Genomic DNA, 26,239 nt, shown 5'->3' with positions numbered 1-26,239 from the left:
TGTCGGAGTTTCATCCTCGACTGGTTTTGGTAGGCCCCAAAACATGAAGGCTTATGATCTCTCGCCTGTGATCAGCAGACGCGGCCTCTGGATCCTGGCAACATTCCTCGTGCTGGAAAGCCTGGTGCTCGGGGCCGTGCTGGCCGAGCTGGACGCCTTCGACCTGGTCTACGCCTTCACCCGTGCCCACGAGGACTGGGAGGCCGACGAGATCATCCTCACCTTGCTGGTCGCCATCGTCTCGCTGGTATTGGTCTTCGCCCTGCTGTCTGTTCGGCTCGCCCGGGCGGTGGTGAGGGCCAGCCGCAGACACTTGGAGCTGGAGCGCAAGCTGGCCATGGACCGCAAGCAGCTAGCGATGGGCACGATGCTTGGAGGCATCGCGCACGCGATGAACAACAACCTGCAGCCGATCATCAGTCTGAGCGAGGCGGTCCGGGACGAGCTTCCGGACGGCAGCGAGCATGCCCGGGACCTGGACAGGATCCTGCAAGCCGCGACCAGTTCGCGCGAGATCCTGGCGCAGGTGCTCGGCGTCGCGCGCTCGAGCACCGGTCCAGAGTTCGACGACCGCTGCGCGGCCCGGGAGACCATCCTCCGCGCCCTGAATCTGGCGCGGGTGGCGCTGCCGAATCGCATCCGGCTCTCCACGCGCCTGGAACCGGAGACGGAGACCTGCGTCGTCGCGCTCTCCAAGTCGAATCTGGAGACGATCGTGCTGAATCTCGTCAACAATGGCCGGGATGCGCTCAAGGGCATGGAGGGCGGCATCGAGGTCGGACTGGACCTGGCCGCACCTGCCCCGCCCGGGGCGCGAATCGAGATGCTCGACCACCCTTGGCTGTGTCTCTCCGTCACCGATCAGGGCAAGGGAATGGACGAGCCCGAACGTGCTCGGGCGTTCGACCTCTTCTACACCACCAAGGATGTGCACGAAGGGACCGGCATCGGGCTGTCGGAGGTCCTGAGCCTGGTCAAGGGTGCCGGCGGTGATGTCGAGCTGAGCAGCGCCCCGGGCAAGGGGACGCGTGTCGCCGTCTACCTGCCCTATAGCGAATTCACCGGAGGCCGACATGGCGAAGTTGATTCTGATCGATGATGAAGATCTGGTGCGTTACAGCCTCGCCAAGGTCCTGCGCAAGGCAGGACACGAGGTGATCGAAGCCGAGAACGGCAGCCAATTGATGTCGACGCTGGAGCATGAATCGACCGACCTCATCATCACGGACCTCATCATGCCCGAGCAGGACGGATTGGGCGTGCTCTTCGACTTGAGGAAGGCTGGCTCCGACATCCCCGTGATCGCGATCTCCGGCGGCGGTCGAGTGATCGATGGGAGCTTTCTGGATGTGGCGCTGGATATGGGCGCCAAGGCGGTACTGGAGAAACCCTTCACGAACGAGCAGCTGCTAGCCGAGATCGACCGTCTACTCTGATCCGGCCCGTTTTACCGGCCACATGCCATGTGCGGTCGTTATTGTATATTTTAAGATTGATTCGCATTAGTATATAGAGACGATCCACACCAAGTACAGCCAGCCAGTCCCCGAATCCAGGGATCAGCGAACGGCCCGGACGACGCGATCAGAGGTACGCATCCATGTCCATCCGTTCGCCAAGAGACATCCCGCTGCCCAGCCTGGGCAGACTCCCGCTCGGCCCAATCCTCTTTGCCCCATTCTGCCTCGCAATCGCCGAGGAGACCGCCAAGACCGAACGCGATCCCTTCGAGATCCCTGAATCCGTGCGCGTCCTCGACCGCGCGGCGATCGCGCGCGAGCAGCCGACCAACCTCTGAGAGCCATAAGGATGCTCCGCATGAACAGACGAGAATGCCAAACGCCGAACCGAGGGGCGCGATGATCGGTCGCACGAGATCCTGGATCCTGGCTGGCGCGCTCCTCACCCCATTGGTCGGCTGCGGTAAGCCCGAAGGCACCGCGCCTGGGCTCGTAGCTCCCGAGATCAGGGCCCTGGATCTGGAGAAGGCTCCGGTCCGGCTGTCGGACTACCGGGGGCGCGTGGTGGTGCTCGATTTCTGGACCGGCGGATGCGGTCCCTGTCTGATCGACATGGCCCAGATGGAAGGGCTCTATCAGCAGTACCGGGACGACGGTCTGACGGTGCTGGCCGTCAATCAGGGCGAGCCGCTCGATGACGTCCAGGAATACCTCCGACTGCTCCCCGTCACCTATCCGGTCGCCATCGACCAGAGCGGAATCTCGGTCAAGCGCTACGGAATCATGGCCGTTCCCACGGCCTTCGTACTGGACCGCCAGGGTGTGGTGCGGGAGAAGGTGTTCGGCGAGATCAGCCGCGAGCGCTTGGAGGCGATGGTCACTCCACTGCTCGGGGTCGAGCCCCGACCATGGTTCGGCCGGATTCAATCAGAAACTGAATAGGGCATGCCCATGAAACGAAGAGAGATCCTGACCGCACTGGCCGCCGGCAGCCTGGCGGCCTTCGAGTCCGCGGCGAGCGACCGCGCACCGACGAAACCCTGGCAATGGATCGAGCAGCGGGGAGTCGAGGAGGACGTCGCCGGGACCCCGCTCCAATTCCTGCCCAGCCTCAGGGACAGCCATCCGCTGGTGGACGAGCTCAGCAAATTTCCGGCCTGCCCCTACTGCGGCATGTCCCGGGGACACGAGAAATGGCGCCGAACAAGGCACCTGATCCATTACCTCGACGACTCCGTGGATCCGACCTGCTCGATCCACTGCGCCGCGCTCAGCCTGGGACTGAACCTGGATCTGGTGCCCAAGGCCATCTATGCGGCGGACGCGGGCTCGGATCTGGAGATTCCGCCATTGGTCGAGGTCGATGGGCTCCACTACCTGATCGATCCAAGCCGCCCCGGCACCATGACCCGGCGCAGCAAGTGGGCCTATGCCGAGCGTGCGCGGGCACGCGAAGCGGCGACCGGTCCCGCCGAGGTCGTGGATTTCGATCAGGCCCTGCGGGCCGCCTACGAGGATATGGCCGAGGACACTATCCTGATTCGTCGGCGCCGTGCCGAGATGCGAGGCTGAGCCATGATTCGAAACCCGATCGCCCTCGCCTTACTGAGCCTGACCCTGATGATGAATGCGTCAGCGGCCGAGCCCGAGTTCGTGCCGCCGCAACGCACCGACAAGTGTCCGGTCTGCGGCATGTTCGTCTACAAGTACCCGCAATGGGTCGCCGAGATCCTCTATCAGGACGGCAGCTATGCGGTGTTCGACGGCTCCAAGGACATGTTCAAGTACTACTTCGCCATCGAGCGCTACAAGCCGGCCAAGCACCGCGAGGACATCGCGGCCATCTATGTCACCGAGTACTACAGCAACCGGATCATGCGCGCGGAGCAGCTCTACTTCGTGCTGGGCAGCGACGTGCTGGGTCCGATGGGTCACGAGTTCGTCCCGGTCAAGGGGAAGGAGGCCGCGGATGCCTTCATGCTGGACCACGGCGGCAATCGCATCCTGCGTTTCGACGAGATCGGACCGACCGATATCCCGGACTGAGAAGACGGAGACCGACAGGACGCACGAATGAAGTATCACATCCTCTTCGGACTCCTGAGCGCCGAACTGGGCCTGCTGGCGACGCTGCATCTGCAGTCCGCCCCCAGCGCCGAGCGGCTGCAATCCGAACTCGCCGACAAGCGCGCGCTGGTCTCCAAGCTCGGACTCACCGACCTGGCACTCTGGACCGAGGCGCGCTACACCCGGCATCCGTCTCAGGCCGACCGCTTCGCGGCCTTCCAGGACTTTCCCTCGTCCATCGAGCACTTTCCCGCCGGTTCGATCATCGCCCCGCCCGAGCCGCTGAGGATGCCGGTCGGGGCCGGGTCGGCTCCATCGCGTCATAGGGATCCTTGACCATGGGCTCCTATCATCTCGGACGGCATCTGAAGATCCTCGAATTCGCCCTCTCGTCGATGCTGCGGCGGCGGACGAAGAATCTGGGGCTCGTGCTCGTCTTCGCCGCCCTGGTCTTCCTGCTGTCGTCGATCGTCTTTCTGACCGGCGCCTTGCGCACGGAGGCGCTGGCGACGCTCGAGGCCTCGCCGCAGCTGCTGGTACAGCGGGCCATGGCCGGACGGCATGCACTGATCCCGCTCGGCTATGGCGAGCTCATCGCCAGGCTGCCAGGCGTCGGCTCCGTCACGCCGCGCTACTGGGGCTATTACTACGACATCTACACCGGGGCCAACTACACGCTGCTCGGCATCGGCGATCAAGGACTCGAGTCCCCCGGGTCAACCCCGCTGCGCCTGGTCGAGGGATCCTTCATCATGCCCGGACAGCGTCGCGTCTGCCTGATCGGCGAGGGCGTGGCCGAGGTGCGCGGCACACGTATCGGCGGCATGGTCTCGCTCAGGGACGCGCGGGGCTGGATGCAGGAGTACGAGGTGATCGGTCTGTTCGCGAGCCCGTCCCGGCTGCTGACCAACGATCTCATCCTGCTCCCGGAGGCGGATCTCAAGGCCCACTTCGGAATGCCCGACGACCGGGCCACGGACCTGATGGTCGAGGTCTACAACCCGCATGAGGTCGACAACATCTCGCGCAAGATCCTGGAGCGGTTGCCCGACGCGCGGCCCATCAGCCACGCCGAGATCCAGCGCACCTACGAGACCCTGTTCAACTGGCGTGGCGGTCTGCTGCTGGCCATGTTCCTGGGCGCGATGGCGGCCTTCATGATCCTCGCCTGGGACAAGGCCACGGGTCTCTCGGCCGACGAGCGGCGCGAGATCGGTATCCTCAAGGCGATCGGCTGGGAGACCTCGGACATCCTGGAGCTCAAGCTCTGGGAAGGCGCGGCGCTCGCCCTGGTCGCCTTCCTGGCCGGGGTGACGGCGGGCTACGCGCACGTCCAACGGTTCGGGGCCGAGCTGCTGATGCCGGTCCTCGAGGGCTGGTCGACGCTCTTCCCCGCGATCGATCTGGCCCCGCGGATCGACCCCTATGCGCTCGGCGTGCTCTTCTCGCTCACCGTCGTGCCCTACATCGTCGCCACCGTCGTGCCCTCGTGGAAGGCCGCGATCACGGATCCGGACCGGGTCATGAGGGCCTCATGAGTCGTAAAATGATCTCGCTCGAGAACGTCACCCGTGTCTACAACCAGGGGCGGCCCAACGAGGTGCGACCCGTCAACGAGGTCTCGCTGGACATCGGCCATGGCGAAATATTGGTCCTGAAGGGACCGAGCGGTTCGGGAAAGACCAGCCTGCTGGCCCTGGTCGGCTGCATGATCCGTCCCACCTCGGGCCGGATCCTGGTCGCCGAACGGGATGTCGCCAAGCTGCCGGAACGCTTTCTGACCGGGGTGCGGCGCGACACCTTCGGTTTCGTCTTCCAGCAGCTGCATCTGATCCCGGGCATCAGCGTGCTGGAAAACGTCATGCTGCCGCTCTATCCGCTGGAGATCGGGTTTACGGCGGCCAAACGCCGGGCGTTGGAACTGACCGAGCAGCTCGGCCTCACCCATCGCAAGGGCTTCAAGGTCGAGGCGCTCTCGGGTGGCGAGCGCCAGCGTGTGGCCATCGCCCGGGCACTGATCAACGCGCCCCAGGCGATCCTCGCCGACGAGCCGACGGCCCACCTGGATGCCGGCCTCTCGGGCGAGCTGATGCAAATCTTCGAGACGTTGCGCGGTCAGGGAAAGACCGTCGTCATCGCCACCCACGATCCGCTGGTCCACGACAGCCCACTGATCGACCGGGTCGCGACCATGCGCGACGGCCGCATCCTGGACGGTGACGGATGATCCTGCATCCGGGCATCCTCGGCCTTTTGATCACCGCCGTCCTGGTCCTGGGCCTGGTGCTGTACGGGGCCTATCTCGGCGCCATCGTCCTGGTCCGCTGGGATCTCGACAGCAGCTCGGAGGAACAGCTCGCGCTGGAACGCAAGACCTATCTGCTCTCGACCCTGATGGGCCATGCGATGGCGCTGGAGATCCTGTCCGCGCTGATCTTCCTCTACACCCTGGAGGACATCCACGCCATCTTCGTCGGCGCCATGTGCGCGACCGGCACACTGAACGCCAATCCGGTGGGCTGGTGGGTGTTGGGGGCGAAGATCCTAGGACTCCTCTTCTGCGCCGTCTGGATCGTGCTCAACCGCATCGACCAGCGCGCCGAGGACTACCCCCTGACCCGCCTCAAGTACGGCCTGCTCCTGCTGCTCGCCCCGCTGCTCGCCCTGGAGACCTGGCTGCTCTTCCGCTTCTTCCTCGGGCTCGATCCCAGCGTCATCACCTCCTGCTGCGGCACGCTCTTCAGCGGCTCGGGCGCGGGCGTCGGCGCCGAGATCGCCGGCCTGCCGGCCTTCCCGCTGATGATCGCCTTCTTCGGCGGAACCGCAGTCTATCTGGCGGCCGGAACGCTCAACCTGCGCCAGGCGAGACCCAGGCTGCGGTATCTGCTGGCGGGCCTGTCTCTATGGATGCTCGGGATCTCGTTGGCCTCGATCATCGCCTTCATCTCGTCCTACCACTACGAGCTGCCGACCCATCATTGCCCCTTCTGCATCCTGCAGGCCGACTACCACTACATCGGCTATCCCATGTACCTGACCCTGTTCGCGGCGACCTTCTACGGTCTGATGGTCGGTATCGCCGAACCGCTGCGCCGCGTCGCCTCCGTCGAAGGCGTCATCGCCGCCGCCCAGCCGCGCTGGACCCGGCTGTCCATGCTGCTGTTCGGCCTGTTCGTCGTCATCGCCGCCTGGCCGATGGTCTTCTCGGACTTCACCCTTGAAGGCTACTACTGACGGGCGCCCTACCTCGCGCTCGGGCACGCAGGCATTCCTCGGCTGGCACGGTTCAGTGCAGCTCCGGTGCCTCGCCGAATTCGCGGTCGTAGATCCGCTTCCATTCCGCAGACAGCCCCTCGGCCGCGCCCCGGATGGACGGATCCAGGGACTGGTCTCCCGCAACGCATTCGAGATGACGAACCAATTCCTTGAGACGTCTCTTGCATACGCCGTCGATCGCTGCGCGGGATAGGAGTCCGAGGGTGCGTGCCACCAGCTGCTGCGCGTCGATGATTTCGGTCATAACAAGGCTTCCAGGCCAATCGGTGTCGCGATCTCGCGTGTCGCACCGGTCGTGGCTTCAGTGAAGACAGGGAGGCGGCCAAGGGATTCTCCCCGGATCGCATCGAATGAGGACGCGGTCGAACATCCTGCTCGAGGCATTGACCGCGCGGGGCGTTCCCTGATCCAAGAGGCGGCGGCATGCTCGAGGCAGCCGCCCTGATTCGTACTCATTCGAGGACGAACTTACCCCTCATCGAGGCCCAGTGGCCGGGGAAGGAGCAAAAGAAATCGTAGCTCTGGCCGGCCTCAAGGAGGCTCGGCGAGAAGCTGGTGCTGGACGTTGCACCCGCACCCACGATGTCGGTGTGCGCCAGCACGCGCGTGTCGCCGGGCTTGAGATAGTTGTTGTCGGCGCCGGCCATCATGCCCTCGGTGGCGATCGCCTGAACGTCGTCGGTCTTGGCGAGCACCCAGTTGTGTCCCATCACATTGGCATCCAGGGTTCCCTTGTGGGTCACCGTGACCTTGATGGCCTCGCAGCTGGAATCAGCGACAATTTGGGCGATTGGATAGGTCATGGTGTCGTTGACATCGATCGTGAATTCGCAGTCCGCATACACCCAGGAGGCCCCGGCGGCCAGCATGCTGGCAAGGAGGATGGCACTCGATTTCATCTGCTTGTGCTCCGTGAGTCGTCAATAACTGATCCGCAACCCCGCTCCGGTCCTCAGGGATATCCGATCCCATCAGGACGAGAGAGATCGCGCCTGTGTCGCTGTGACCGAAAGCCTGCTCGAGCGTACGCCCGGCGAGCATGGCTCCCGCGACCCAAGAAACGTTAATGCGTATGATTCTCTTTTGCAATCAAAACCAGCCGATCCGCAGGACGTCTTCCGCCAGCCCCCCGGGACCCACAAGCGATTCGGTCCGCATAGCGGACCCTACGACGCACTGCCGACGTTTCGGTAGGGTCCGCTGTGCGGACCAGACCTTAAAGACAGCATCTCAAGCCGCGCGCTCACGTCTCGCGCGGCTGGGCGTGAAGCCGTAGTGCCGCCGGAAGGCGGCCGAGAAGTTGCTCGGTGATCCATAGCCGGCGATCTCGGCGGCCTCGCCCACGCTGCCTCCGCGCACCAGCAGACCCAGCGCCTTCTCCATGCGAATGGCGCGCAACCGCTCGAAGATCGAGCAGCCCCAGGCACCCCGGGCCAGCGACTGGAGCGTGGTGGTGTTGCTGCCGACCGTGCGGGCGATCTCGGCCATGGAACAGCCGAGCACCTCCTCGCTGTGCAGCAGTTCGTCGAGCCGAACGAGACGCCTACGGTCGATCTCGCGCAAGGTCGTGCCGTAGGGCTCCGGACGCGCCAGCGAGGACAATGCCTCCAGCGCCAGATCGATGCAGTGTCCCTCCAGACGCAGGCGCTGCAGACCCGGCTGCAGAGACGAGGGTTCCAGGATCTGCCGTGCCAGCTCGATCGATTTGGGGGTCAGGATCCAGGGCTGGTAGGCCAGATGGCTGCGGGCAAAATCCGCCAGCTCGGAGCTGGCCTCCAGATCCATCCACTCGGCCGTCAGGGTCAGACTCACCTTGCGCTCTCGGGCGCCCCGGCACCATCGGCGGCTGAAGACGTCCGGCTCGGCCAGACTCACCATGGCCCCCTTTGAACGCTCGGCCGGATCGACCGTCTGGGGCCCTAGCCGCAGTTTCCGGTGACCAAACGACAGCTCGGTTTCGCCACCGACGACGGCCAGGATCCGAATGCCGGGCTGAAGCACATGGCCCGAGCTGAGCGATTGGAGATCCCGTGCCGCAGAGGTATGCAGGGTCAATCCCGGTCGCAGCTCGAGTGTCTCGAAATGCCCCTCCAGCACAGGGGCATCCTCCCCGATCTCGTCGTCATCCAGCCAATAGCCGGGGCCCAGGCGTTTTTCGGCGGCACCGATCAGCTCTCCACGCGTAATCCGACGCACCGCGCCCGGAATCCTTTTCCCTTCGCGCGTGCCGTTTTCTGATTCATGCATTTTCCTGTCTCTCGCATAGGAGTCGCGGCGCCCGATCGCGCATAATCGAGGCTATTATAAAAAATGCGAATTGTTCTTATTATCTATTAAAAGAGGTTCCCTTGCCCCCTACCCTCGACAGCATGTCGGTGACCTCGGCGGTGATCGCAACGGCCGCCGGTTCGGCCAGTCTCTATCTCGGACTTCCCCGCCAGCAGTTCCTGCGCCAGCCGTTCGCGGGGCGGCGCAGCCTTGCCTATGGGCTGGGGCTCCTTGCCCTCGCCTGGGCGCTCTGGTCGCTGACGCTGCGCCCGACCACCGCCTTCTTCGCCATCCTGACGATCGGCATGGCCTGTCTCATCCTGCTCCCCGTGCTGGGGGCCTTCACGACCGGCCACGGACGACGCTAGCCGCCATGGCCGGGATGCAGCGCGACTGGATCGGCAAGACCTCGGCCGGCCTGGTGCTCGGGCTCGGTCTGGCCTTCGCCCTCGCCGGCCTGGCGGCCTGGTGCGGCGAGGGTCCGGGGGCCCCGAACAAGACCCAATTCGTCATGTGGCTCGTGGCCCCGATCTGGCTCGGGGTCCAGAGCCTCGTCTATCTCTTCCGCAGCGGAGCACGGGCCTGGATCTGGCTGGGCACGGCCAACCTGCTGGCCTTCTCGGGGCTCGTCCTCTGCCGCCATCTCGCCGGGTGAACCCCATTGAGCAGAATCGTTTCATCCGAGGTCGTCCGGATCTACAAGGGCGTCCACACCTGGACTGGCGTCATCGCCGGTCTGGCGCTCTTCATCGCCTTCTATGCCGGTGCCATCACGGTATTCGAGGGCCCGCTGTCGCGCTGGACGGCGGAAGGCGAGCCACCCCAATCCATTCCCATCGATCGGGCCGAGAGGCTCATCGAGCGCGTCCTTGCCGAGCGGCCGGATGCCCAGGCCGAGTTCAGGCTGCACCTGACCGGCCCCGAACGCGACCGGGTCTATCTCGCCTGGCAGGAGGGGCGCAAAGCCGCGACCCAATGGACGGCGATCCTGGACGCCGAAGGCGCGCCGGTCGTCGCCGAGCGTCCGACCAAAGGCGCGGCCGATCTGGTGGATCATGTCCACCGCACCGCCGCGCTGCCTGGCGGGCTGGAATTCGGCACGACGGTCATGGGACTCGTCAGCGCCCTCTACGTGATCGCGCTGGTCTCCGGGCTCATCGTCTGGCTCCCCTCGGCGGGCAAGGATCTGCTCGCACTGCGTCTCGGACGCGGCGTCAAACGCAAGTGGCTGGATGCGCACAATCTGGTCGGCATCGCCAGCCTCCCCTTCCATCTGGCCATCGCCCTGACGGCCGTCGTCTTCGGTCTGCACGACAGTATCTACGCCGGTCTGGACCGCATCGTCTATCAGGGCCAGATGCGCCCACTCATGCAGGCGAGCAATCCCTTCGCCGTGGCGAAGCCGGACGCGCGTCCGGCCGCCATGCTCCCGCCGTCCGAGCTGATCGAACGGGTCCGAACCCTCGAACCGGGGCTGAGACCGCTCAAGCTCCAGTACCGACGCGCGGGGACGCGGGGCGCGAGCCTAGTGGTCTGGGGCGAGGATCGGCGTCATCTGGTGCGGCTCATGGGCTTCACGGTCATGAGCCCGGTCTCGGGCGAGATCCTGGATACCCAATACCTGCCGGGACACCAGGGGCTCTGGTCGCGCATCGTCTCGGTCTTCTTCGCGCTCCATTTCGGCACCTTCGGCGGCGAGCCGGTGCGCTGGGGCTATTTCGTCCTCGGACTGGCGGGCACCTTTCTCTTCTACTCGGGCAATCTGCTGTGGATCGAGAGCCGGCGCCGCTCGCTCGCGCGGGCGCGGGATGGATCGGGCGAACACATCGCCCAGCGGCGTGACACCCGAATCATGGCGGCGCTCACCGTCGGGGTCGGCCTCGGCTGCATCGGCGGACTCTCGCTGGCGATCGCGCTCGGCAAGCTGCTGCACGGCCAGGTGACGCATCCAGGCCCCTGGCTGTGGCTCGGCTACTACGCGCTCTTCCTCGGCTCGGTCATCTGGGCGCTGCGCCTGGGCGCGGCCCGCGCCGCCGCGCCTCTACTGCTGGTCTCGGCCATGGCGACCCTCTGCATCCCGCTCGCCAGCCTGCTGATCGCCCAGGTTCCCCTATCCCAGCTGTTCGTCCGCAGTGGCGATGCGGTCGTCGCCGTCGATGCGGTCGCACTCTGCGCCGCGCTCGGACTCCTCTGGATGGCCTGGCTCGCCCGCCGCCGTGCGCGAAAGGGAGCGACGGACAGCGTCTGGTCGCTGAGCGAACCGAGTCCGCTGCAACCTAACCCCACAGCCATCCACCAACATCGAGAATCCATCCATGGACAATAGCCATCTTCCCGCAGACCGCGTCCGTCTCCAGCCCAGGCGGCTCCTGACCGGACTGACGCTCGCCTCGCTCGGCCTGACCCTGGGTCAGGCCGCCGCCCAGGGCGATGAGACCAGATCGAATGCCGTGCTCTCCGAGATCGTCGTCACGGGCGAGAAGAGCAAGCGCTCGATCGAGGATACGGGCTCGAGCGTGGAGGTCTTCGACGCGGCCAGGATCGAGTCGATCCCCAACGCGACCGAGGTCCGGGATCTGCTGAGGGTGACGCCGAACGTCGTCGATACCGGCATCGGCAACGACCTGCCGACGATTCGCGGCATCGACGGCTCGGGACCGACGCGCGGTGCCTCCGCCTTCCTGGCCGGATCGCGCCCCCGGCTCAACATGTCGGCGGACGGCCGATCCTTCACCTACAACGAGGTCGCCTTCGGCCTGCGCTCGCTGTGGGACATCGAGCAGGTCGAGGTCTTCCGCGGTCCGCAGAGCCATATCCAGGGCCGCAACGCCATCGGCGGCGCCATCGTGCTGAACTCCAAGGACCCGACCTTCCACTGGGAGGCCGCCGCCAAGGGGGCGGTCGGCGAGCAGAGCAGTTCCCAGACGGCGGCCATGCTCTCCGGCCCCATCCTGGATAACGAGCTGGCATTCCGGGTCAGCGTCGACCGCCAGAAGCGGGCCAGCTTCGTCGACTACATCAGCTACGAGCCGGTCGACAATCCGCGCCGGATCGAGGCCAGCACGGCCCGGGCCAAGCTGCTGTACGAGCCATCAGCGCTTCCGGGCCTGTCCAGCATGGTCACCCTCAACTATCTCGAAACCCGCGCCCCGCAGAACGAGACGCTGATTCCGCCGGCCGGTCAGGAAAGCGCCCGCTTCGACCCGCGCAAGCCCGTGTTCTCGACCCGCTCCACCAGCGGGATCTGGGATCTATCCTGGGACGCCTCCAGCGCCATCAGCTTCGAGAACCAGCTGATCTACACCGAATTCTCCAACCATCGCCTGGCCGCGCTCGACCTGCCCTACGCCGACATCGAGGGCGACGAGATCCAGGCCGAGCCGCTGGTGCGGTTCCGTTCGGACGACGAGCGCATCCGGGGTCTCGCGGGCCTGAGGTTCTTCCACAGCCACCAGGACGAATTCGTCAACATCTTCGGCGGCAGCACCTTCGAGGACGAGACCCAGACCACCTCGGCCTTCGCCGAGCTGACCTATGCGCTCCGCCCCGATCTCAACCTCACAGTGGCCGGGCGCTACGAGCAGGAGCACAGAGAACGCACCGGCGGCAGCAGCCGGGCGACGATCGACTTCGACGAGACCTACAGCGCCTTTCTGCCAAAGCTCGACCTGGCCTGGAAACCGCTGGCGGGAACGACGATCGGCGCGACCGTCGGCCGCGGCTACAACGCCGGCGGCGCGGGCGTGACCTTCGGTTCGCCCGTCGTCAGCTACACCTTCGACCCCGAGTACGTCTGGAGCTACGAGCTCTACAGCCGCCACCGCCTGCAGGACGGCCGGCTGGAGCTGACCTCCAACCTCTTCTTCAACGACTACCAGGACATGCAGCTGCCCTACTATCTGGGAACCAACTCGACCGTGATCCGCAACGCCGACGCGGTCCACACCTATGGCGCCGAACTGGGCGCGCGCTGGCTGCCGCTGTCGGGGCTCGAACTGACCGGCGCCTTAGGTCTGCTGAAGACCGACATCGAGAGTTTCTCCGAGAGCGGGATCGCCGGCAACGAGCTGCCCCGTTCGCCCTCGCTCACGGCCAACCTGGGCGCGACCTATGCGTTCGGACAGGGATTCGAGATCGGCGGCGACCTCCAGTTCACCGATACCTACTACTCCGGCTACGACAACAACCTCGACGGCGAAATACCCTCCCACTGGCTCGCCAATCTCCAGCTCGCCTACAACTTCAACGGTGGCCGGGTCAGTCTCTACGCCCGGAATCTGTTCGATTCAGACGACTGGATCATGGTCGTCGACAACGACACCAGCTCGCCCATCGTCCAGCAGCCCAGGCTGGTCGGGGCCTCTGTCGAGCTGTATTTCTGAGAGAGAGAATCGGAACGAGCTCCGGCCGGTCTTCGTCTGACGAAGACCGGCCGGAGCAAAGCAAATGAAGGAGACTATCGGGATGACATGCGACCCGAGGCACCCGTCGCATCGGCCAACTGCTGGAGCTGCTCCTCGGTCAGGACATCCTGGAAGATCCGCAGTGCATCGATGTGCAGATCCGCCATCTCGCGCTTGATCCGGCTCAGCTCGTCGAGTTCCGCCGCAAGGGCCTCGCTGTCCTTGCCCTGCTTCATGACGCCGCGACGGACGCGGTTCTGCAGCTCCCAGGCACGCTGCATGCGGGGATGCATCTCGGGCGGGAAGACCGCGAACAGCTCCTTGTCCAGACGCTCGCGTTGCTCGGTCGTGATACCGAAGCGCTCGGGATCCTTACGGATCGCCGACATGGGATGCGGCAGCTCGACCAGCTCGGTGACCTTGAACCGCATCTGAGATTCGTCCGCGTGCGCCAGGGCGAACGGCACGACGAAGGCAAGAAGTGAAAAGGTTGTGTTCAGTCCTGTGCGCATGAGATGACCTACGGCGAATAATGAAAGCGAAGACGCTCCGACCGGATGTTCGGAAGGCTCGAACGGAGCAGCCAATTATACGCTTATGATATTCATTCTCAATTACGAAACCAGCGATACATGAGCCGAAGGCATGCTGGAGCGCCTCGACATAAAGCTTCGCGCGGAGCGCGAAATGGTTGAGCTGGTGGACCCGCCTGAGGCATTCGAGCTTGAGGACAGCACAAGAATGAACCTCGCCGAACCCAAGGTCAGACAAGATCGCACCCACACGGTCGCGACAGTTGACTTTGGACCGAGTCACCGGCACCTGGAGATCTGGAGGTTGGGCGATTTCCGCAAATGAGGCGACCCATGCGATGTTCTCCGGAATTCACCTCATGCTCATTCACGCGGACGCCCCATCCAGCAACGATGACTCGTTCCATCATTAGGACGTGCGCGCGTCCTATCACCTTGAGGAGACTCACGTCATGTTTCTGAGACAGATGCTCGTATCCGCAACCACCTCACTCGCACTCGGTCTTCCTGCCATCGTATTGGCCGAAACCGCCGCCGATGCCGAAGCGAAAGCCGCCGCCGAAATGGCAAGCGAGATGGAAACTGCGGCAGACGTCACTCAAGAGGCCGCAGATGTCACGGATGAAACCACCGCCGACGTCAATGCGGCCAAGGCGGCCGGCGACGCCAGCTCCATGGAAGCCGAAGCGGCAGACGTCACGTCCGAAGTGACCGACAGCATGGCTGCCGACATGATCGAGGCCAAAGATATGGCGAAAGAAGCCGCGAAGGAGGCCGCAACCGACGCCGTCCTGGATGACTCAAAGACCATGATCCAGGGCAATTGAAACCGCTGATCGCGTGCGATCGAGGCCAAACGTGGGAGGTTAGGTCATGAGGTTCTCTATGGTCCCCGTGATGCTGGCGACAGCGCTGATACTCGTCGGGCAGACACCGAGGACCGAGGCGACCGCCTTGGACGACTATGTGGCCAAGCCGGACCCGAGCTACGGCTATTCCTACGAGGAGACGCGGCAGGGCTGGGGATACGGCATTCACGTCGTCGACATGACCTCCCAGCAATGGCGTTCGCCTTCGGAGGTCGACCGGACGCTGTGGAGGCACGAGCTGCTGATCGCCGTGCCCTGGATCTTCCACTCCGGCAACCAGGGCACGGCCATCCTGATCGTTAACGGCGGCGGCAATATCAAACCGGGCGGCACGGAGAACGACGAACTGCTGGGCATCATGGCTGCAACGACGGGGTCCGTCGTCGCCATGTTGAGCCAGGTTCCCAATCAGCCGCTCCAATTCGCCGACGAGAGCGCGCCCAGGGAGGAGGACGCGATCCTGGCCTACGGCATGGACAAGTACCTGACGACCGGCGATCCGGAATGGCTACCTCAGCTCCCCATGACCAAGGCCGTGGTTCGGGCGCTGGACAGCATCCAGACCTTTGCCGCCACCTATCCAGGCGTCTGGCCGACACTCCCGACCATTGATGACGCCATCATCGTGGGCGGCTCCAAGCGGGGCTGGACGACCTGGCTCACCGCCGCCGTGGAATCCAGCAAGGGCGAGGCGTCCAGAATTCGGGCGATCCTGCCGGCCTCGATCGACCTCCTCCATCTCGACGCCCAGTTCGATCACCATTGGGAGGCCTACGGCTTCTACGCACCCGCCATTCAGGACTACGTCGACTTCGACATCCCATGCCGAACGGCAACCCCGGAGGGCCAGGCGATGCTGGAGATCATCGATCCATACGCCTACCGCGACCGTCTCACCATGCCAAAGCTGGTGGTCAACTCCTCCGGCGATCAGTTCTTTCTCCCCGACTCGTCGCAGTTCTACTGGGCGGGACTGCCCGAACCGAAGCAGCTGCGATACTCGTTCAACACGGACCACTCCCAAAGCCAAGACCTGCCGAGCGTCATCCTACCCACGCTCTCATGGCTGAGCGATGTCCTGGACGACACGCCGAGCCCTCGGATCGACTGGACGCGGGATTCCGACGGATCGATTCGCGTCTGGACGGACAGCACGCCCAAGACGGTCAAGCTCTGGCAGACCACCAACCCCAATGCCCGAGACTTCCGCCTGGATACGATCGGAGCGGCCTGGACGAGCACGCCACTGCAGCCGAGTACCGACGGAAGCTACGTGGGCCGTGTCGCGCCGCCACCCGAGGGCTGGACGGCCTTCGCCGTCGAGGTGACCTTTCCCGGAGCGACCGCGATTCCAACCCCCTTGGAGAGCGATGAGATCCTCACCACGGACGTGCACGTCGTCCCTGAGATCCTGCCCTATGCCGGAACCGTCTGTCCCGCCTACCCCCGATCACCCATCTGGCTCCCCGACAACGATGCTGCCGTCGATCACGGCTGGCGCTTCGTCGACGCCCCCTCCGGATACACCGACGCCGTCGTCATCGCCGGCCCGCCGAGCTTTCGCGGACCCGATCCTGGCGTCGCACGCCTGCGCGCCGTCGGCCCGGCCGGATTCGAGCTGCGCTTCCAGGAATGGGACTACCGAGCGCGCCTCTTCGACGACGTCTATCACGCGATCGAGGATGTTCCTTTCGCGGTGCTCGAACCCGGCCGTCGGATCATGACCGACGGCTCCGTCTGGGAGGTCGGCACCTTCGACCTCGGCGGCACGCAAGACTGGAAACCGATCTCCTTCGGCACGGCCTTCGACGCGGCACCCAAGCTCTTCCTCACCGTCCAGACCGCCAACGGCATCCAGGCCGTCACGGCCCGGGCGCGCCAGGTCACGGCCACCGGCTTCCAGGCCGCACTGTTCGAGGAAGAGGCGCTCAACGAGGGTCATACCGGCGAGGTCGTCGGCTATCTCGCCATCCACAGCCCAACCGGCAGCGGCCTCATCGATCTCGGCGACGACGAGGTGTCCTATGCGCTCCAATCCGTGAGCGCCGATACGCGCTGGACTCAGGTGCTTGGTCAGCAGGTGAGACTGGAAGAAGAAGCATCCCTGGATCCCGAAACCGACCACGTCCAAGAAACCCTGGATGCCCTCCTCCTAGGCGATGGATTCTTCGTCCAGCAGGTCACTGATTACGGATCCGATACCACAGCATTGCGGCGGCTCGAGTCGAGTTCGGAGGTAGCCGCGCCCTGATGATTGTTGCGGCTCGGTAGCGGTCGCCACAGCTCTCAATCGGTCTATTGCCGACATCTCATCAGGGTCGTAGGGCGCAATAGCGCAGCGTATTGCGCCGAAAGGACATTGGCACAGTTCCATCCGGTGAGTGACACAAAGACGCAGTTTGACGGGCAAGGGACATGCCGCGCTCGTTGTCTCTTGGGGTAAGCAGCCTGCCAACCATACGGCGCAATACGCTATCGCTATTGCGCCCTACGCGGGCTGCGGGGACTTGACACCTGGGGTTACCGCGCCAGTCGTCGACGCTACTGAACTCCCAGACACGCACACATCGGCGGATTCCCGCCTCCAGATCCGAAGATATGGGTGGATTCTCACCCATCACGGATGCAGCCACCTCGTCGTGCATCGCGGCTAACCCCCGACTCCTCAGGGATCTGACCACTCTCGACTCTGCTGGCCCATCCTTTGCTTACGTAAGCGGGATCCAAACGGATCGGCGAATCACCACACAACTCACGTGAGGACACACGCATGAAACGTACCCTAGCCGCATTCGCGCTCGCCGCAGCTTCTACGCTCATGGTCGGCCTGGCCAACGCAGCCGACGAGCCGATCGTCATCAAGTTCTCGCACGTCGTCGCCGAGAACACGCCGAAGGGCAAGATGGCGAACAAGTTCAAGGAGCTGGTCGCGGAACGTATGGGCGACCGGGTCATGGTCGAGGTCTATCCGAACTCGCAGCTCTTCGGTGACGACAACGTGCTTGAGGCCATGCAGCTCGGCGACGTTCAGCTCGCCGCCCCGGCACTGTCCAAGTTCAGCCGCTACACGGATCTGCTCGCCCTCTACGACCTGCCCTTCCTGTTCGAGGATCTGGACGCGGTCGACCGCTTTCAGCAGAGCGAAAAGGGCCAGTCCATGATGCACTCCATGAAGAAGAAGGGGTTGATCGGTCTGGGCTATCTCCACAACGGCATGAAGCAACTCAGCTCCAGCCAGCCGCTGCGCGTTCCGGCCGATGCCAAGGGACTCAAGTTCCGCATCATGTCCTCGCCTGTGCTTGAGGCCCAGTTCGAGGCCATCGACGCCACCCCGCTGAAGAAGCCTTTCTCCGAGGTCTTCACCCTGCTCCAGACCAAGGCGATCGACGGCCAGGAGAACACCTGGTCCAACATCTATTCCAAGAAGTTCTTCGAGGTCCAGCCCTATATCACCGAGACCAATCACGGCCTGCTCGACTATCTGGTCGTGACCTCGACCGAGTTCTGGATGGGCCTGCCCGAAGATCTGCGTAGCGAACTCAAGAGCGCACTGGACGAGGCCATCATCTACGGCAACCAGATCGCGCGCGATAAAGGCATCCAGGACCGCCAAGCAATCATCGACTCCAAGCGCAGCGAGGTCATCGAGCTGAGCCCCGAGGAACGTGCCCAGTGGGTGCAGGCGATGAAGCCGGTGTGGAAGAAGTTCGAGAAGGACATCGGCGCCGAGCTCATCGACGCGGCCTACGCAGCGAATCGTCGCTGATTCGCGTCGGTCTCGACCGACCTTCCGCGAACGGAGCAGGCGGCTGGCGCCTGCTCCACGGGCGTCTCGGGGCGTGATAACCGCCCCGAGACACATTCGCCCACCCAGCTTGGATCTTTGACATGCTGCTTCGCCTACTCAACAAGACCGAAGAGGCCATCATCTCGTTGCTGCTAGTCGCCATGACGCTACTGGTATTCGTCGAGGTGATCATGCGCTTCGTATTCAACACCGGATTGACCTGGGGCCAGGAAGGCACCCTCTATCTGTCCGCCTGGTTCGTCCTGTTCGGGGCGTCTTACGGACTCAAGGTCGGCGCCCATATCGGTGTCGATGCCTTCGTCAGGCTCTTCTCGCCGCTGGGCCAGCGCTTCATCAGTACGCTGGCCATCCTGCTCTCGCTCGGCTACTGCGGGCTCTTCATCTACGGATCCTGGATCTATCTCGGCAAGATGAAGCGCATCGGTATCGAGCTGGAGGACATCCCGGTTCCGACCTGGATCGCGCAAAGCATCCTGCTGATTGGAATCGTCTTCCTTTCGATCCGGCTGTTGATCCTGCTGTGGTCCGTGATCACCGGCAAGGCGAACGGCTTCAACCAAACCGATGAGGCCAAGGAAAGCATGCATCTGGCCGAGGAAATCCAGCGCGAGGAGATCAAGGCATGACCACCGCGACGCTCTTCCTGCTTCTGTTCGGCTGCATGCTGCTCGGCGTGCCGGTCGCCATCGCCCTCGGGTTCTCCAGCATCGTCACCATCCTGCTGTTCTCGAACGACTCGCTGGCCTCGATCACGCTCAAGCTGTTCGAATCGCTGTCCGGCCACTACACGCTGTTGGCGATCCCCTTCTTCATCCTGTCCTCGGCCTTCCTCTCGACCGGGGGCGTGGCCAAGCGTCTGATCCGCTTTGCCACCGCCGTGGTCGGCCATATCAAGGGCGGATTGGCGATGGCCTCGGTGCTCGCCTGCATGCTGTTCGCTGCGGTCTCCGGATCCTCGCCGGCCACCGTCGCGGCCATCGGTACCATCGTTATCGCCGGTATGGTGCGCTCGGGCTATCCCAAGGAATTCGCCGCCGGGGTCATCACCAACGCGGGCACCCTGGGCATCCTCATTCCGCCCTCGATCGTCATGCTGGTCTATGCGGCGGCGACCGAGGTCTCGGCGGCACGCATGTTCATGGCCGGATTCGTCCCCGGACTCATGATGGGGCTGCTACTGATGCTGGCCATCTATGTGGTCGCCCGCGTCAAGAAACTGCCCTCGCAGCCCTGGCCCGGACTGCGCGAGATCCTCGGCTCGGGCTTCAGCGCCTCGGGCGGCATTCTGCTGATCGTCATCGTGCTCGGCTCCATTTACGGCGGCGTCGCCAGCCCGACCGAAGCGGCGGCGGTCTCGGCGGTCTATGCCTTCCTGGTCGCCGTCATCGGCTATCGCGACATGGGCCCGCTCAAGACGATCCCCTGGCGCGAGAAGGGCGAGGGATTCGGCCATCTACTCGTGCGCAATAGCTGGCAGGTGCTGCTGGCCCTCCCCCAGAGCTTCGCCCACCCGGAGGTCCGCAAAGTGGTGCTGGACGCCGCCAAGGTCTCCATCATGCTGCTCTTCATCATCGCCAACGCGATGCTGTTCGCGCATGTGCTGACCACGGAGCGCATCCCGCACCAGATCGCCGAGGCCATCGTCGAATGGGGACTTTCGCCCTGGATGTTCCTCATCGTGGTCAATCTGCTGCTGCTCATGGCCGGCAACTTCATGGAACCCTCGGCAATCCTGCTGATCATGGCGCCTATCCTCTTTCCCATCGCCATGCACCTGGGGATTGATCCCATCCATCTCGGCATCATCATGGTCGTGAATATGGAGATCGGGATGCTGACGCCACCGGTCGGGCTCAATCTGTTCGTCACCGCCGGCATCACGGGAGAGAGTATCGGCTGGGTCATCAAGGCAGTCCTGCCCTGGATGCTCCTGCTGCTCGGCTTCCTCATGCTGATCACCTACGTCCCGCAAATTTCGCTGTTCCTTCCGGAATACATCGATAAATTGCAGGGTTATAACTGATCGAAGAGTTAGACATAGGATCGATACGCATGCTGCCAAACTACACGCACATCCTGTACGCGACGGACATCGGGCGCTATACCCGTCCGGTGTTCCGCAACGCCGTCGCGCTGGCCGAGAAGACCGGTGCGCGCATCACCATGCTGCACGTCGTCGAACCGTTGGGAAATACGGGACGCGCCGTGATCGGTGCCTATCTGCCGGACGTGGATGTACATACGATCGAGCGTGACGCGCTGAAGGACGTTTTGGCGACCATGCACAAGCGCCTGGCCAAGTTCTGCGCCGAGGAACTCACCGCCAACAAGCTCGAATCGGAGATCGTCGAGGCGCTGGAGGTTGCGACCGGTCTGCCGTCAGAGGAAATCATCCGCACTGCCGAGAGTCGGCACGCCGACCTGATCGTCATGGGCAGCTGTACCCACTCACTCCTCGGACATGCCGCGATAGGCTCGACCGCCCGTAAGGTTCTGCAGCACAGCCACATCCCCGTGCTGTTGGTCCCGAATCTAACGCATTAAACCGAGCGAACGGAGCGCAGGCTGGGTCTGTCCATGGACGACAGGCCCAGCCGAACGCGCGCTTCGACGAGACATCCACGCAAGGACGCTGAAACACAGGACAGAAACGTCCTGCCCGCCCCTCACTCAAGGTGAAACCACCCGCAAGCACTCGAAAGGAAGCCCGCGCCTTGGGCCACGGGCTTCCTTTCTCGTCCTCCGCACGCCCTCACCGAGGGCGCTCACGCGGTCAACACTGAGACATCAGGCGCCGAGACGCTCCAACCCACCCATGTAGGGCCGCAACGCCTCGGGGATGAGGACGCTGCCGTCGGCCTGCTGATAGTTCTCCAGCACGGCGACCAGGGTGCGACCGATCGCCAGACCCGAGCCGTTGAGGGTATGGGCCAGCTCCGGCTTGCCGGTCTCGGGGTTGCGCCAGCGCGCCTGCAGACGCCGCGCCTGGAAGTCGCCGTAGTTGCTGCAGGAGGAGATCTCGCGATAGGTCTGCTGACCCGGCAGCCAGACCTCCAGGTCGTAGGTCTTGCGCGATCCGAAGCCGAGGTCGCCGGTGCAAAGCGTCACGACCCGGTAAGCCAGACCGAGCTTCTGAAGGATGGTCTCGGCATGCCCGGTGAGCGCCTCCAGCGCCTGCATGGACTCCTCGGGGCGCACCAGCTGGACCAGCTCCACCTTCTCGAACTGGTGCTGGCGGATCATGCCTCGGGTGTCCTTGCCGTAGGAACCGGCCTCGCTGCGGAAGCACGGGGTATGGGCCACCCATTTGCGCGGCAGCGCATCGGCCTCGATGATGAGATCGCGCGACAGATTGGTGACGGGCACCTCGGCGGTCGGGATCAGATAGAGATCGCGCTCGCCCGGCACCTTGAACAGATCGGCCTCGAACTTGGGCAACTGACCCGTGCCCTGAAGGCTGTCCGCGTTGACCAGATAGGGGACATAGGTCTCGGTGTAACCGTGCTCGGTGGTGTGAGTGTCGAGCATGAACTGAATCAGGGCGCGATGCAGACGCGCCATGGGCCCGGAGAGCACCACGAAACGCGATCCGGTCACCTTGGCGGCCAGGTCGAAATCCATCCAGCCGTTGATGGCGCCGATGTCGACATGATCCTTGGGGGTGAAATCGAATGTCGGCGGCTCGCCCCAACGGCGTTCCTCGCGGTTGGCCGATTCGTCGCGCCCCTCTGGAACGCTGGCGTCGGGCAGATTGGGCAGACCCAGGCTGATGGCGCTCACCTCCTGCTGGATCTCGGCGAGGCGCGCATCGGCGGCCTTGAGCCGATCGCCCAGATCCGAGACCTCGGCGAGCAGGGGCTGGATGTCCTCGCCTGCGGCCTTGGCCTTGCCGATCGCCTTGGAGCGCGTGTTGCGCTGATTTTGCAAATCCTGGACCTGGACCTGTAGATCCTTGCGCTCGGATTCGAGCGACTCGAAGCGGGATGTGTCGAAGGCGAAGCCGCGACGGGCAAGCTGTTGCACAACCAATGCGAGGTCGGTACGCAGCAAACGGGGGTCTAACATGATCGATTCCTTAGAAAAATGCAGATATCTATCGCACGAAGAGAGTCCGTGCCCCGATCAGGACGCGTCGGGGCGCGGCTTGATGAAGGCGACCGAGAAATCCCCGGACAGATACCCCTCGCGGATCTCCACCTCGGCCTCCATGTCGAGCCCGAGACGCTTGATCTCACGCGGTAGATACAGGTTGTAGATGGGCGAGGTATTCCAGCCTTTCAGCAGATTGAACAGAAAACCATGCGTGCTGGCCTCGTAGCACTTGCGGATGAACGCCTCGGTCTCCTCGCGCGTCAGGGTGTTCATGGCGCCGCTGCAGAGGTAATAGTCGGCCGACGGCAGCCGATCACCGATGATGTCGCAGACGCGGATCTCGCAACCGGTACGCTTGCGCGCCGCTTGCACCATCGGCTCCATGACATCCAGACCGATGTAGCGCTCGGGCCGCTCGCCATGACGCTCGAGATAGCAGTAGAGATCCCCGAACCCGCAACCGGCATCGGCCAGCGTCAAGCCGGAGAGATCGTCCGGCAACAGCGAGCGCAGGACCCGAAAGCGAACCTCCTGCGACTCGGTGGAGTTCCAATGCACGCCCTCGGCAGTCTCGCCGTGGGCGATCAGGGCGCTACTATAGAAGGCCTCGTTGTCGACTCGGGGCATGGGTCGTCCTTCGTTCAATCGCCTTGTGTTAAGGGAAACGCGTCCAAACCGGCGGGGCAGTCTGAACGCAGAGAGCAGGTCGAACAGCGGGGGTGGCGGCTCCGACATGCCTCTTTGGCATGACGCACGAGGAGCGCATGGTACTCCTTGAGCATCGCGACGTCAGGACCGAGCACGGCCTCGAAGGCGGCCCGAATCCCTTCGTATCCCTCGTCGCCCGAAAGCTGGCCCAGCCGCGAGAACAGACGCCTGGTATAGGCGTCGACCACGAAGACGGGCCGATCGAAGGCATAGAGCAGCATATCATCGGCGGTCTCCGGGCCGATTCCCTTCACGGCCAGGAGCTGGTCGCGCAGCCTGTCCGTCTCGATCCGACTCAGTGCATCCAGGCCGCCGGAGGCGACATAGAAACTGCAGAAGTCGCGTAACCGTTGGGCCTTGAGATTGAAATAGCCCGCCGGACGCAATGCATCCGCCAATGCTTCCACATCGAGCGACAGGATCGACTCCGCGCTCAAATCGATGCGTTCAGCCAGACGCCCCAAGGCCCGCTCGACATTGGTCCAGGCGGTATTCTGGGTGAGCACCGCGCCGACCATGACCTCGAAGGACGTATCGGCCGGCCACCACCCTTGCCGACCGTAGGCCGCGAGCAGATTCGAGTAGACGCTGCGCACCCGATTCGGGTCGAGCCTGACCTCGTCACCCGAGCCAAGGCCGCCTCGCCCCGACCGACTGCGACTAATCCCACACCCCATGCGTCACCACCACGATCCCTTCCTCGGACAGGGTGAAACGTTCGCGATCCAGCTTTGGATCGAATCCGATCTGTTCGCGCGGCGGGATCACGACATCCTTTTCGACGATACAGCGATTCAGATGGGCGCCCTCTCCGACCTGAACGCCGTCGAAGAGGATGGATGCCTCGACGATCGCACCATCCTTGACCTGAACGCAGGGATACAGGATGGAGTGATTCACGCCGCCGCCGCTGATCACGGTTCCGGCCGCCAGCATCGAGTTGACGAAGACACCCTCGGTTCCCGTCGCCGGCCCCGGAACCGTCCGTGCCGGAGGATACTGCCCCTGATAGGTATGGATGTTCCAGTCGGCCTGATAGAGATCGATCGGCGGCTCGGCGCGCAGCAACTGCATATTCGCCCGGTAATAGGCATCGACGGTCGCGAGGTCGCACCAATAGCGATCCGGCGTCACGCGGCCCCTGGCCTGACCGAAGCGATAGCCGAGCACCGACTGCTCGGAGACCAGTGGGGCGATGATGTCCAGCGCCAGATCCTGGTCGGGACGCGCTCCGACCTCGATGCGATCGAGTTCTTGGAGCAGGAAATCCTTGTCGAAGAGATAGACCCCCATGGACTCGAAATGCTCTGCGTCTTCCGCGCCCGGGTCAGCACGTTCATCCTGTCCCTGACAGGTCGGCGGGAGGATTTCGGTGATCCGCTCGTGCGCGTCGAGCGTCAAGCGCGCCTGGGTCGCGGATCCGGCTCCTGGCACGGCACGCATCGCAACCGTAATGGGCGCCTGACTCTCGGCATGCGACCGCGCCAGCTCGGCGTAATCCATTCGATAGATGGCACCACCATCGACGACCAGCACCTGGCTTGCCCGATTGCGCTCGATCAGATAGCGATTTTGACGAATCGCATCGAAGGGGCCGGCATACCATTCCTGCGCGCGAAGCATCTGCGGCGGAACCGCAGTGATGAATTCGCCCAACTCGGGATTGAAAATGGACCAGGCATCGCGCAGATGTTTGTGCAGCGAGTGACTTTTGTACTGCGTGAGCACCAGCACCTGCCGCAATCCGGAATGCAGACAGTTGGCGAGCGTGAAGTCGATGACGCGATACTTGCCACCGAAGGGCACCGCCGCCTTGGTGCGGTGGAGCGTCAGCGGCTCTGGACCAACGCCACGGTCGATGGCGAGAACGAGGATCAGTGTATCGGCGGACATGAGTTTTCGTCGGATAGGGCTGGACGGTTGAGCCAAGCGTCACAGTCTAGCGGGGAGAAGCGCCCCAAGACCAGCGCTGCGGTCAGACGGACCGCTCAAGTCTGGGAATTGATGAGATGTTTCATATCTCGCACGGCACTGTCGAGCCCTGAGAAGACCGCACGCGCGATAATCGAGTGACCGATGTTGAGTTCGCGCACACCCTCAATGGCGGCAATCGCCTTGACGTTGTGATAGTCGAGCCCGTGGCCGGCGTTGACCTGCAACCCCAGCGAGCGCCCCAGCTCCACCGCCTGGCGGACCCGATCCAACTCGGCGGTGCGCGCCTCCGGGGTCTCGGCGTCCGCATAGTGTCCGGTATGGATCTCGACCACGGGTGCGCCAACGGCATGGGCCGCCTCCAGCTGGGCCGGGGTGGCGTCGATGAAGAGCGATACCCGCACACCGGCCTCCGCGAGCCGCGCGCAGAAATCGGTCAGATAGGGCTGATTTCCCGCGACGTCCAGGCCGCCCTCGGTCGTCAGCTCCTCGCGCCGCTCGGGGACCAGGCAGCAGTCTGCGGGCCGCAGGCGACAGGCAATATCGCCCATCTCGACGGTCGCCGCCATTTCGAGATTCATACGGGTCTGCAGGATTCCTCGCAGCAGTTCCACATCGCGATCTTGGATGTGACGACGATCCTCGCGCAGATGCAGGGTAATCGCGTCGGCGCCCGCCTGCTCGGCGACCAACGCCGCCTGAATGGGCTCTGGATAGCGCGTGCCACGCGCCTGACGCAGGGTCGCGACATGATCGATGTTGATGCCGAGCAAAACTTCGCCCGGCTTGGCGGACAACGCAATCTGATCGGATGACATGAGAT

Annotated in this window: 30 protein-coding genes; 21 read left to right on the top strand and 9 right to left on the bottom strand. The window is 63.9% G+C overall.

The features are described 5' to 3' along the window. Nucleotides 1–67 precede the first annotated feature (67 nt). From THIDRDRAFT_RS06945 to THIDRDRAFT_RS06900, 10 genes are all read left to right on the top strand, one after another. Nucleotides 68–1,099: a sensor histidine kinase gene (locus THIDRDRAFT_RS06945; protein WP_159105396.1), complete on the top strand. Its 1,032-nt coding sequence runs from the start codon at nt 68–70 to the stop codon at nt 1,097–1,099. Continuing rightward, entirely contained in the window at nt 1,074–1,436 is a 363-nt protein-coding gene (locus tag THIDRDRAFT_RS06940) for a response regulator transcription factor (protein ID WP_007040111.1), read from the top strand. Before THIDRDRAFT_RS06945 ends, THIDRDRAFT_RS06940 begins: the two co-directional genes overlap by 26 nt. Before the next feature lie 164 nt (nt 1,437–1,600). Next, complete coding sequence (locus THIDRDRAFT_RS06935) at nt 1,601–1,798, top strand: hypothetical protein (RefSeq protein ID WP_007040110.1); 198 nt, start codon at nt 1,601–1,603, stop codon at nt 1,796–1,798. 61 nt (nt 1,799–1,859) lie between these two features. After that, nucleotides 1,860–2,402, top strand: coding sequence for a TlpA family protein disulfide reductase (locus THIDRDRAFT_RS06930; RefSeq protein WP_007040109.1), 543 nt, complete (start codon nt 1,860–1,862; stop codon nt 2,400–2,402). Between the two features lie 9 nt (nt 2,403–2,411). Then, entirely contained in the window at nt 2,412–3,032 is a 621-nt protein-coding gene (locus tag THIDRDRAFT_RS06925) for a hypothetical protein (protein ID WP_007040108.1), read from the top strand. A gap of 3 nt (nt 3,033–3,035) precedes the next feature. Continuing rightward, the gene (locus THIDRDRAFT_RS06920; RefSeq protein WP_007040107.1) at nt 3,036–3,506 is read left to right on the top strand and encodes a nitrous oxide reductase accessory protein NosL; all 471 of its coding nucleotides are present in this window, start codon (nt 3,036–3,038) and stop codon (nt 3,504–3,506) included. A 27-nt stretch (nt 3,507–3,533) separates the two neighbouring features. Further along, nucleotides 3,534–3,863, top strand: coding sequence for a hypothetical protein (locus tag THIDRDRAFT_RS06915; protein ID WP_007040106.1), 330 nt, complete (start codon nt 3,534–3,536; stop codon nt 3,861–3,863). A 2-nt stretch (nt 3,864–3,865) separates the two neighbouring features. Beyond that, the gene (locus THIDRDRAFT_RS06910) at nt 3,866–5,065 is read left to right on the top strand and encodes an ABC transporter permease (protein WP_007040105.1); all 1,200 of its coding nucleotides are present in this window, start codon (nt 3,866–3,868) and stop codon (nt 5,063–5,065) included. Continuing rightward, nucleotides 5,062–5,754 carry an ABC transporter ATP-binding protein gene (locus tag THIDRDRAFT_RS06905; RefSeq protein ID WP_007040104.1) on the top strand — a complete coding sequence of 231 codons (693 nt, stop codon included), beginning with the start codon at nt 5,062–5,064 and terminating at the stop codon, nt 5,752–5,754. The genes THIDRDRAFT_RS06910 and THIDRDRAFT_RS06905 overlap by 4 nt, the downstream gene beginning before the upstream one ends. Beyond that, the gene (locus tag THIDRDRAFT_RS06900; protein ID WP_007040103.1) at nt 5,751–6,761 is read left to right on the top strand and encodes a hypothetical protein; all 1,011 of its coding nucleotides are present in this window, start codon (nt 5,751–5,753) and stop codon (nt 6,759–6,761) included. Before THIDRDRAFT_RS06905 ends, THIDRDRAFT_RS06900 begins: the two co-directional genes overlap by 4 nt. A 52-nt stretch (nt 6,762–6,813) precedes the next feature. Here THIDRDRAFT_RS06900 and THIDRDRAFT_RS06895 read toward each other — a convergent pair whose 3' ends face one another. The 3 genes from THIDRDRAFT_RS06895 to THIDRDRAFT_RS06885 form a co-directional block, all read right to left on the bottom strand. Next, complete coding sequence (locus THIDRDRAFT_RS06895; RefSeq protein WP_007040102.1) at nt 6,814–7,047, bottom strand: hypothetical protein; 234 nt, start codon at nt 7,045–7,047, stop codon at nt 6,814–6,816. A 208-nt stretch (nt 7,048–7,255) separates the two neighbouring features. Then, nucleotides 7,256–7,702: an azurin gene (azu, locus tag THIDRDRAFT_RS06890; RefSeq protein ID WP_007040101.1), complete on the bottom strand. Its 447-nt coding sequence runs from the start codon at nt 7,700–7,702 to the stop codon at nt 7,256–7,258. Nucleotides 7,703–8,033: 331 nt separating this feature from the next. Then, nucleotides 8,034–9,050 carry a helix-turn-helix transcriptional regulator gene (locus tag THIDRDRAFT_RS06885; RefSeq protein ID WP_007040100.1) on the bottom strand — a complete coding sequence of 339 codons (1,017 nt, stop codon included), beginning with the start codon at nt 9,048–9,050 and terminating at the stop codon, nt 8,034–8,036. Between the two features lie 101 nt (nt 9,051–9,151). Between THIDRDRAFT_RS06885 and THIDRDRAFT_RS06880 the strand changes: the two genes are divergently transcribed. Genes THIDRDRAFT_RS06880 through THIDRDRAFT_RS06865 form a run of 4 tightly spaced genes read left to right on the top strand, consistent with a single transcriptional unit; the run spans nt 9,152 to nt 13,453 of the window. Next, nucleotides 9,152–9,439, top strand: coding sequence for a hypothetical protein (locus THIDRDRAFT_RS06880; RefSeq protein ID WP_007040099.1), 288 nt, complete (start codon nt 9,152–9,154; stop codon nt 9,437–9,439). Between the two features lie 5 nt (nt 9,440–9,444). Beyond that, on the top strand, nt 9,445–9,726 hold the full coding sequence (locus tag THIDRDRAFT_RS06875; protein WP_007040098.1) for a hypothetical protein: 282 nt from the start codon (nt 9,445–9,447) through the stop codon (nt 9,724–9,726). Nucleotides 9,727–9,732: 6 nt separating this feature from the next. Continuing rightward, the gene (locus THIDRDRAFT_RS06870) at nt 9,733–11,397 is read left to right on the top strand and encodes a PepSY-associated TM helix domain-containing protein (RefSeq protein WP_007040097.1); all 1,665 of its coding nucleotides are present in this window, start codon (nt 9,733–9,735) and stop codon (nt 11,395–11,397) included. Continuing rightward, nucleotides 11,387–13,453, top strand: coding sequence for a TonB-dependent receptor (locus THIDRDRAFT_RS06865; protein ID WP_007040096.1), 2,067 nt, complete (start codon nt 11,387–11,389; stop codon nt 13,451–13,453). Before THIDRDRAFT_RS06870 ends, THIDRDRAFT_RS06865 begins: the two co-directional genes overlap by 11 nt. Before the next feature lie 74 nt (nt 13,454–13,527). Here THIDRDRAFT_RS06865 and THIDRDRAFT_RS06860 read toward each other — a convergent pair whose 3' ends face one another. Continuing rightward, nucleotides 13,528–13,986: a hypothetical protein gene (locus THIDRDRAFT_RS06860; protein ID WP_007040095.1), complete on the bottom strand. Its 459-nt coding sequence runs from the start codon at nt 13,984–13,986 to the stop codon at nt 13,528–13,530. Between the two features lie 133 nt (nt 13,987–14,119). Between THIDRDRAFT_RS06860 and THIDRDRAFT_RS06855 the strand changes: the two genes are divergently transcribed. The 7 genes from THIDRDRAFT_RS06855 to THIDRDRAFT_RS06825 all read left to right on the top strand — a co-directional run bounded on the left by THIDRDRAFT_RS06855 (nt 14,120) and on the right by THIDRDRAFT_RS06825 (nt 21,228). Further along, on the top strand, nt 14,120–14,332 hold the full coding sequence (locus THIDRDRAFT_RS06855; protein ID WP_007040094.1) for a hypothetical protein: 213 nt from the start codon (nt 14,120–14,122) through the stop codon (nt 14,330–14,332). 127 nt (nt 14,333–14,459) lie between these two features. Further along, a complete protein-coding gene (locus tag THIDRDRAFT_RS06850; RefSeq protein ID WP_007040093.1) occupies nt 14,460–14,834 on the top strand; it encodes a hypothetical protein in 375 nt (124 codons plus the stop codon). A gap of 46 nt (nt 14,835–14,880) precedes the next feature. After that, nucleotides 14,881–17,127 (top strand): PhoPQ-activated protein PqaA family protein, encoded by a 2,247-nt coding sequence (locus THIDRDRAFT_RS23660; protein WP_007040092.1) that lies wholly within the window; start codon nt 14,881–14,883, stop codon nt 17,125–17,127. 519 nt (nt 17,128–17,646) lie between these two features. Then, a complete protein-coding gene (locus tag THIDRDRAFT_RS06840) occupies nt 17,647–18,642 on the top strand; it encodes a TRAP transporter substrate-binding protein (protein ID WP_007040091.1) in 996 nt (331 codons plus the stop codon). 122 nt (nt 18,643–18,764) lie between these two features. Further along, the gene (locus tag THIDRDRAFT_RS06835) at nt 18,765–19,310 is read left to right on the top strand and encodes a TRAP transporter small permease (protein WP_007040090.1); all 546 of its coding nucleotides are present in this window, start codon (nt 18,765–18,767) and stop codon (nt 19,308–19,310) included. Beyond that, complete coding sequence (locus THIDRDRAFT_RS06830; RefSeq protein WP_007040089.1) at nt 19,307–20,707, top strand: TRAP transporter large permease; 1,401 nt, start codon at nt 19,307–19,309, stop codon at nt 20,705–20,707. Before THIDRDRAFT_RS06835 ends, THIDRDRAFT_RS06830 begins: the two co-directional genes overlap by 4 nt. 29 nt (nt 20,708–20,736) lie before the next feature. After that, nucleotides 20,737–21,228 carry a universal stress protein gene (locus tag THIDRDRAFT_RS06825; protein ID WP_007040088.1) on the top strand — a complete coding sequence of 164 codons (492 nt, stop codon included), beginning with the start codon at nt 20,737–20,739 and terminating at the stop codon, nt 21,226–21,228. A gap of 243 nt (nt 21,229–21,471) precedes the next feature. Here the strand turns inward: THIDRDRAFT_RS06825 and serS are convergent, their stop codons facing one another. The 5 genes from serS to pdxJ all read right to left on the bottom strand — a co-directional run bounded on the left by serS (nt 21,472) and on the right by pdxJ (nt 26,234). Next, a complete protein-coding gene (serS, locus tag THIDRDRAFT_RS06820; RefSeq protein ID WP_007040087.1) occupies nt 21,472–22,749 on the bottom strand; it encodes a serine--tRNA ligase in 1,278 nt (425 codons plus the stop codon). Between the two features lie 57 nt (nt 22,750–22,806). After that, nucleotides 22,807–23,403: a class I SAM-dependent methyltransferase gene (locus THIDRDRAFT_RS06815; protein WP_007040086.1), complete on the bottom strand. Its 597-nt coding sequence runs from the start codon at nt 23,401–23,403 to the stop codon at nt 22,807–22,809. 14 nt (nt 23,404–23,417) lie between these two features. Beyond that, a complete protein-coding gene (locus THIDRDRAFT_RS06810) occupies nt 23,418–24,161 on the bottom strand; it encodes an endonuclease III domain-containing protein (RefSeq protein WP_007040085.1) in 744 nt (247 codons plus the stop codon). Next, entirely contained in the window at nt 24,145–25,377 is a 1,233-nt protein-coding gene (locus tag THIDRDRAFT_RS06805) for a GlgC family sugar phosphate nucleotidyltransferase (RefSeq protein WP_007040084.1), read from the bottom strand. Before THIDRDRAFT_RS06805 ends, THIDRDRAFT_RS06810 begins: the two co-directional genes overlap by 17 nt. Nucleotides 25,378–25,472: 95 nt before the next feature. Then, the gene (gene pdxJ, locus THIDRDRAFT_RS06800) at nt 25,473–26,234 is read right to left on the bottom strand and encodes a pyridoxine 5'-phosphate synthase (RefSeq protein WP_007040083.1); all 762 of its coding nucleotides are present in this window, start codon (nt 26,232–26,234) and stop codon (nt 25,473–25,475) included. Nucleotides 26,235–26,239: the final 5 nt, after the last annotated feature.

Origin of the sequence: Thiorhodococcus drewsii AZ1 (assembly GCF_000224065.1) — a bacterium.
Classification (GTDB): domain Bacteria; phylum Pseudomonadota; class Gammaproteobacteria; order Chromatiales; family Chromatiaceae; genus Imhoffiella; species Imhoffiella drewsii.
The sequence above is the reverse complement of the archived record's forward strand: the minus strand, read 5'-3'. Positions and strand labels throughout refer to the sequence as shown.

Excerpts from the sequence above, each read along its gene's own strand:
- THIDRDRAFT_RS06920 (WP_007040107.1), top strand. The coding sequence starts at position 3,036 with ATGATTCGAAACCCGATCGCCCTCGCCTTACTGAGCCTGACCCTGATG.
- THIDRDRAFT_RS06910 (WP_007040105.1), top strand. The coding sequence starts at position 3,866 with ATGGGCTCCTATCATCTCGGACGGCATCTGAAGATCCTCGAATTCGCC.
- THIDRDRAFT_RS06830 (WP_007040089.1), top strand. The coding sequence starts at position 19,307 with ATGACCACCGCGACGCTCTTCCTGCTTCTGTTCGGCTGCATGCTGCTC.
- THIDRDRAFT_RS06840 (WP_007040091.1), top strand. The coding sequence starts at position 17,647 with ATGAAACGTACCCTAGCCGCATTCGCGCTCGCCGCAGCTTCTACGCTC.
- azu (WP_007040101.1), bottom strand. The coding sequence starts at position 7,702 with ATGAAATCGAGTGCCATCCTCCTTGCCAGCATGCTGGCCGCCGGGGCC.
- THIDRDRAFT_RS06935 (WP_007040110.1), top strand. The coding sequence starts at position 1,601 with ATGTCCATCCGTTCGCCAAGAGACATCCCGCTGCCCAGCCTGGGCAGA.
- pdxJ (WP_007040083.1), bottom strand. The coding sequence starts at position 26,234 with ATGTCATCCGATCAGATTGCGTTGTCCGCCAAGCCGGGCGAAGTTTTG.
- THIDRDRAFT_RS06930 (WP_007040109.1), top strand. The coding sequence starts at position 1,860 with ATGATCGGTCGCACGAGATCCTGGATCCTGGCTGGCGCGCTCCTCACC.
- THIDRDRAFT_RS06850 (WP_007040093.1), top strand. The coding sequence starts at position 14,460 with ATGTTTCTGAGACAGATGCTCGTATCCGCAACCACCTCACTCGCACTC.
- THIDRDRAFT_RS06810 (WP_007040085.1), bottom strand. The coding sequence starts at position 24,161 with ATGGGGTGTGGGATTAGTCGCAGTCGGTCGGGGCGAGGCGGCCTTGGC.
- THIDRDRAFT_RS06895 (WP_007040102.1), bottom strand. The coding sequence starts at position 7,047 with ATGACCGAAATCATCGACGCGCAGCAGCTGGTGGCACGCACCCTCGGA.
- THIDRDRAFT_RS06865 (WP_007040096.1), top strand. The coding sequence starts at position 11,387 with ATGGACAATAGCCATCTTCCCGCAGACCGCGTCCGTCTCCAGCCCAGG.
- THIDRDRAFT_RS06855 (WP_007040094.1), top strand. The coding sequence starts at position 14,120 with ATGCTGGAGCGCCTCGACATAAAGCTTCGCGCGGAGCGCGAAATGGTT.
- THIDRDRAFT_RS06835 (WP_007040090.1), top strand. The coding sequence starts at position 18,765 with ATGCTGCTTCGCCTACTCAACAAGACCGAAGAGGCCATCATCTCGTTG.
- THIDRDRAFT_RS06860 (WP_007040095.1), bottom strand. The coding sequence starts at position 13,986 with ATGCGCACAGGACTGAACACAACCTTTTCACTTCTTGCCTTCGTCGTG.
- THIDRDRAFT_RS06875 (WP_007040098.1), top strand. The coding sequence starts at position 9,445 with ATGGCCGGGATGCAGCGCGACTGGATCGGCAAGACCTCGGCCGGCCTG.
- THIDRDRAFT_RS06940 (WP_007040111.1), top strand. The coding sequence starts at position 1,074 with ATGGCGAAGTTGATTCTGATCGATGATGAAGATCTGGTGCGTTACAGC.
- THIDRDRAFT_RS06885 (WP_007040100.1), bottom strand. The coding sequence starts at position 9,050 with ATGCATGAATCAGAAAACGGCACGCGCGAAGGGAAAAGGATTCCGGGC.
- THIDRDRAFT_RS06825 (WP_007040088.1), top strand. The coding sequence starts at position 20,737 with ATGCTGCCAAACTACACGCACATCCTGTACGCGACGGACATCGGGCGC.
- THIDRDRAFT_RS06815 (WP_007040086.1), bottom strand. The coding sequence starts at position 23,403 with ATGCCCCGAGTCGACAACGAGGCCTTCTATAGTAGCGCCCTGATCGCC.
- THIDRDRAFT_RS06915 (WP_007040106.1), top strand. The coding sequence starts at position 3,534 with ATGAAGTATCACATCCTCTTCGGACTCCTGAGCGCCGAACTGGGCCTG.
- THIDRDRAFT_RS06905 (WP_007040104.1), top strand. The coding sequence starts at position 5,062 with ATGAGTCGTAAAATGATCTCGCTCGAGAACGTCACCCGTGTCTACAAC.
- THIDRDRAFT_RS23660 (WP_007040092.1), top strand. The coding sequence starts at position 14,881 with ATGAGGTTCTCTATGGTCCCCGTGATGCTGGCGACAGCGCTGATACTC.
- THIDRDRAFT_RS06805 (WP_007040084.1), bottom strand. The coding sequence starts at position 25,377 with ATGTCCGCCGATACACTGATCCTCGTTCTCGCCATCGACCGTGGCGTT.
- serS (WP_007040087.1), bottom strand. The coding sequence starts at position 22,749 with ATGTTAGACCCCCGTTTGCTGCGTACCGACCTCGCATTGGTTGTGCAA.
- THIDRDRAFT_RS06925 (WP_007040108.1), top strand. The coding sequence starts at position 2,412 with ATGAAACGAAGAGAGATCCTGACCGCACTGGCCGCCGGCAGCCTGGCG.
- THIDRDRAFT_RS06900 (WP_007040103.1), top strand. The coding sequence starts at position 5,751 with ATGATCCTGCATCCGGGCATCCTCGGCCTTTTGATCACCGCCGTCCTG.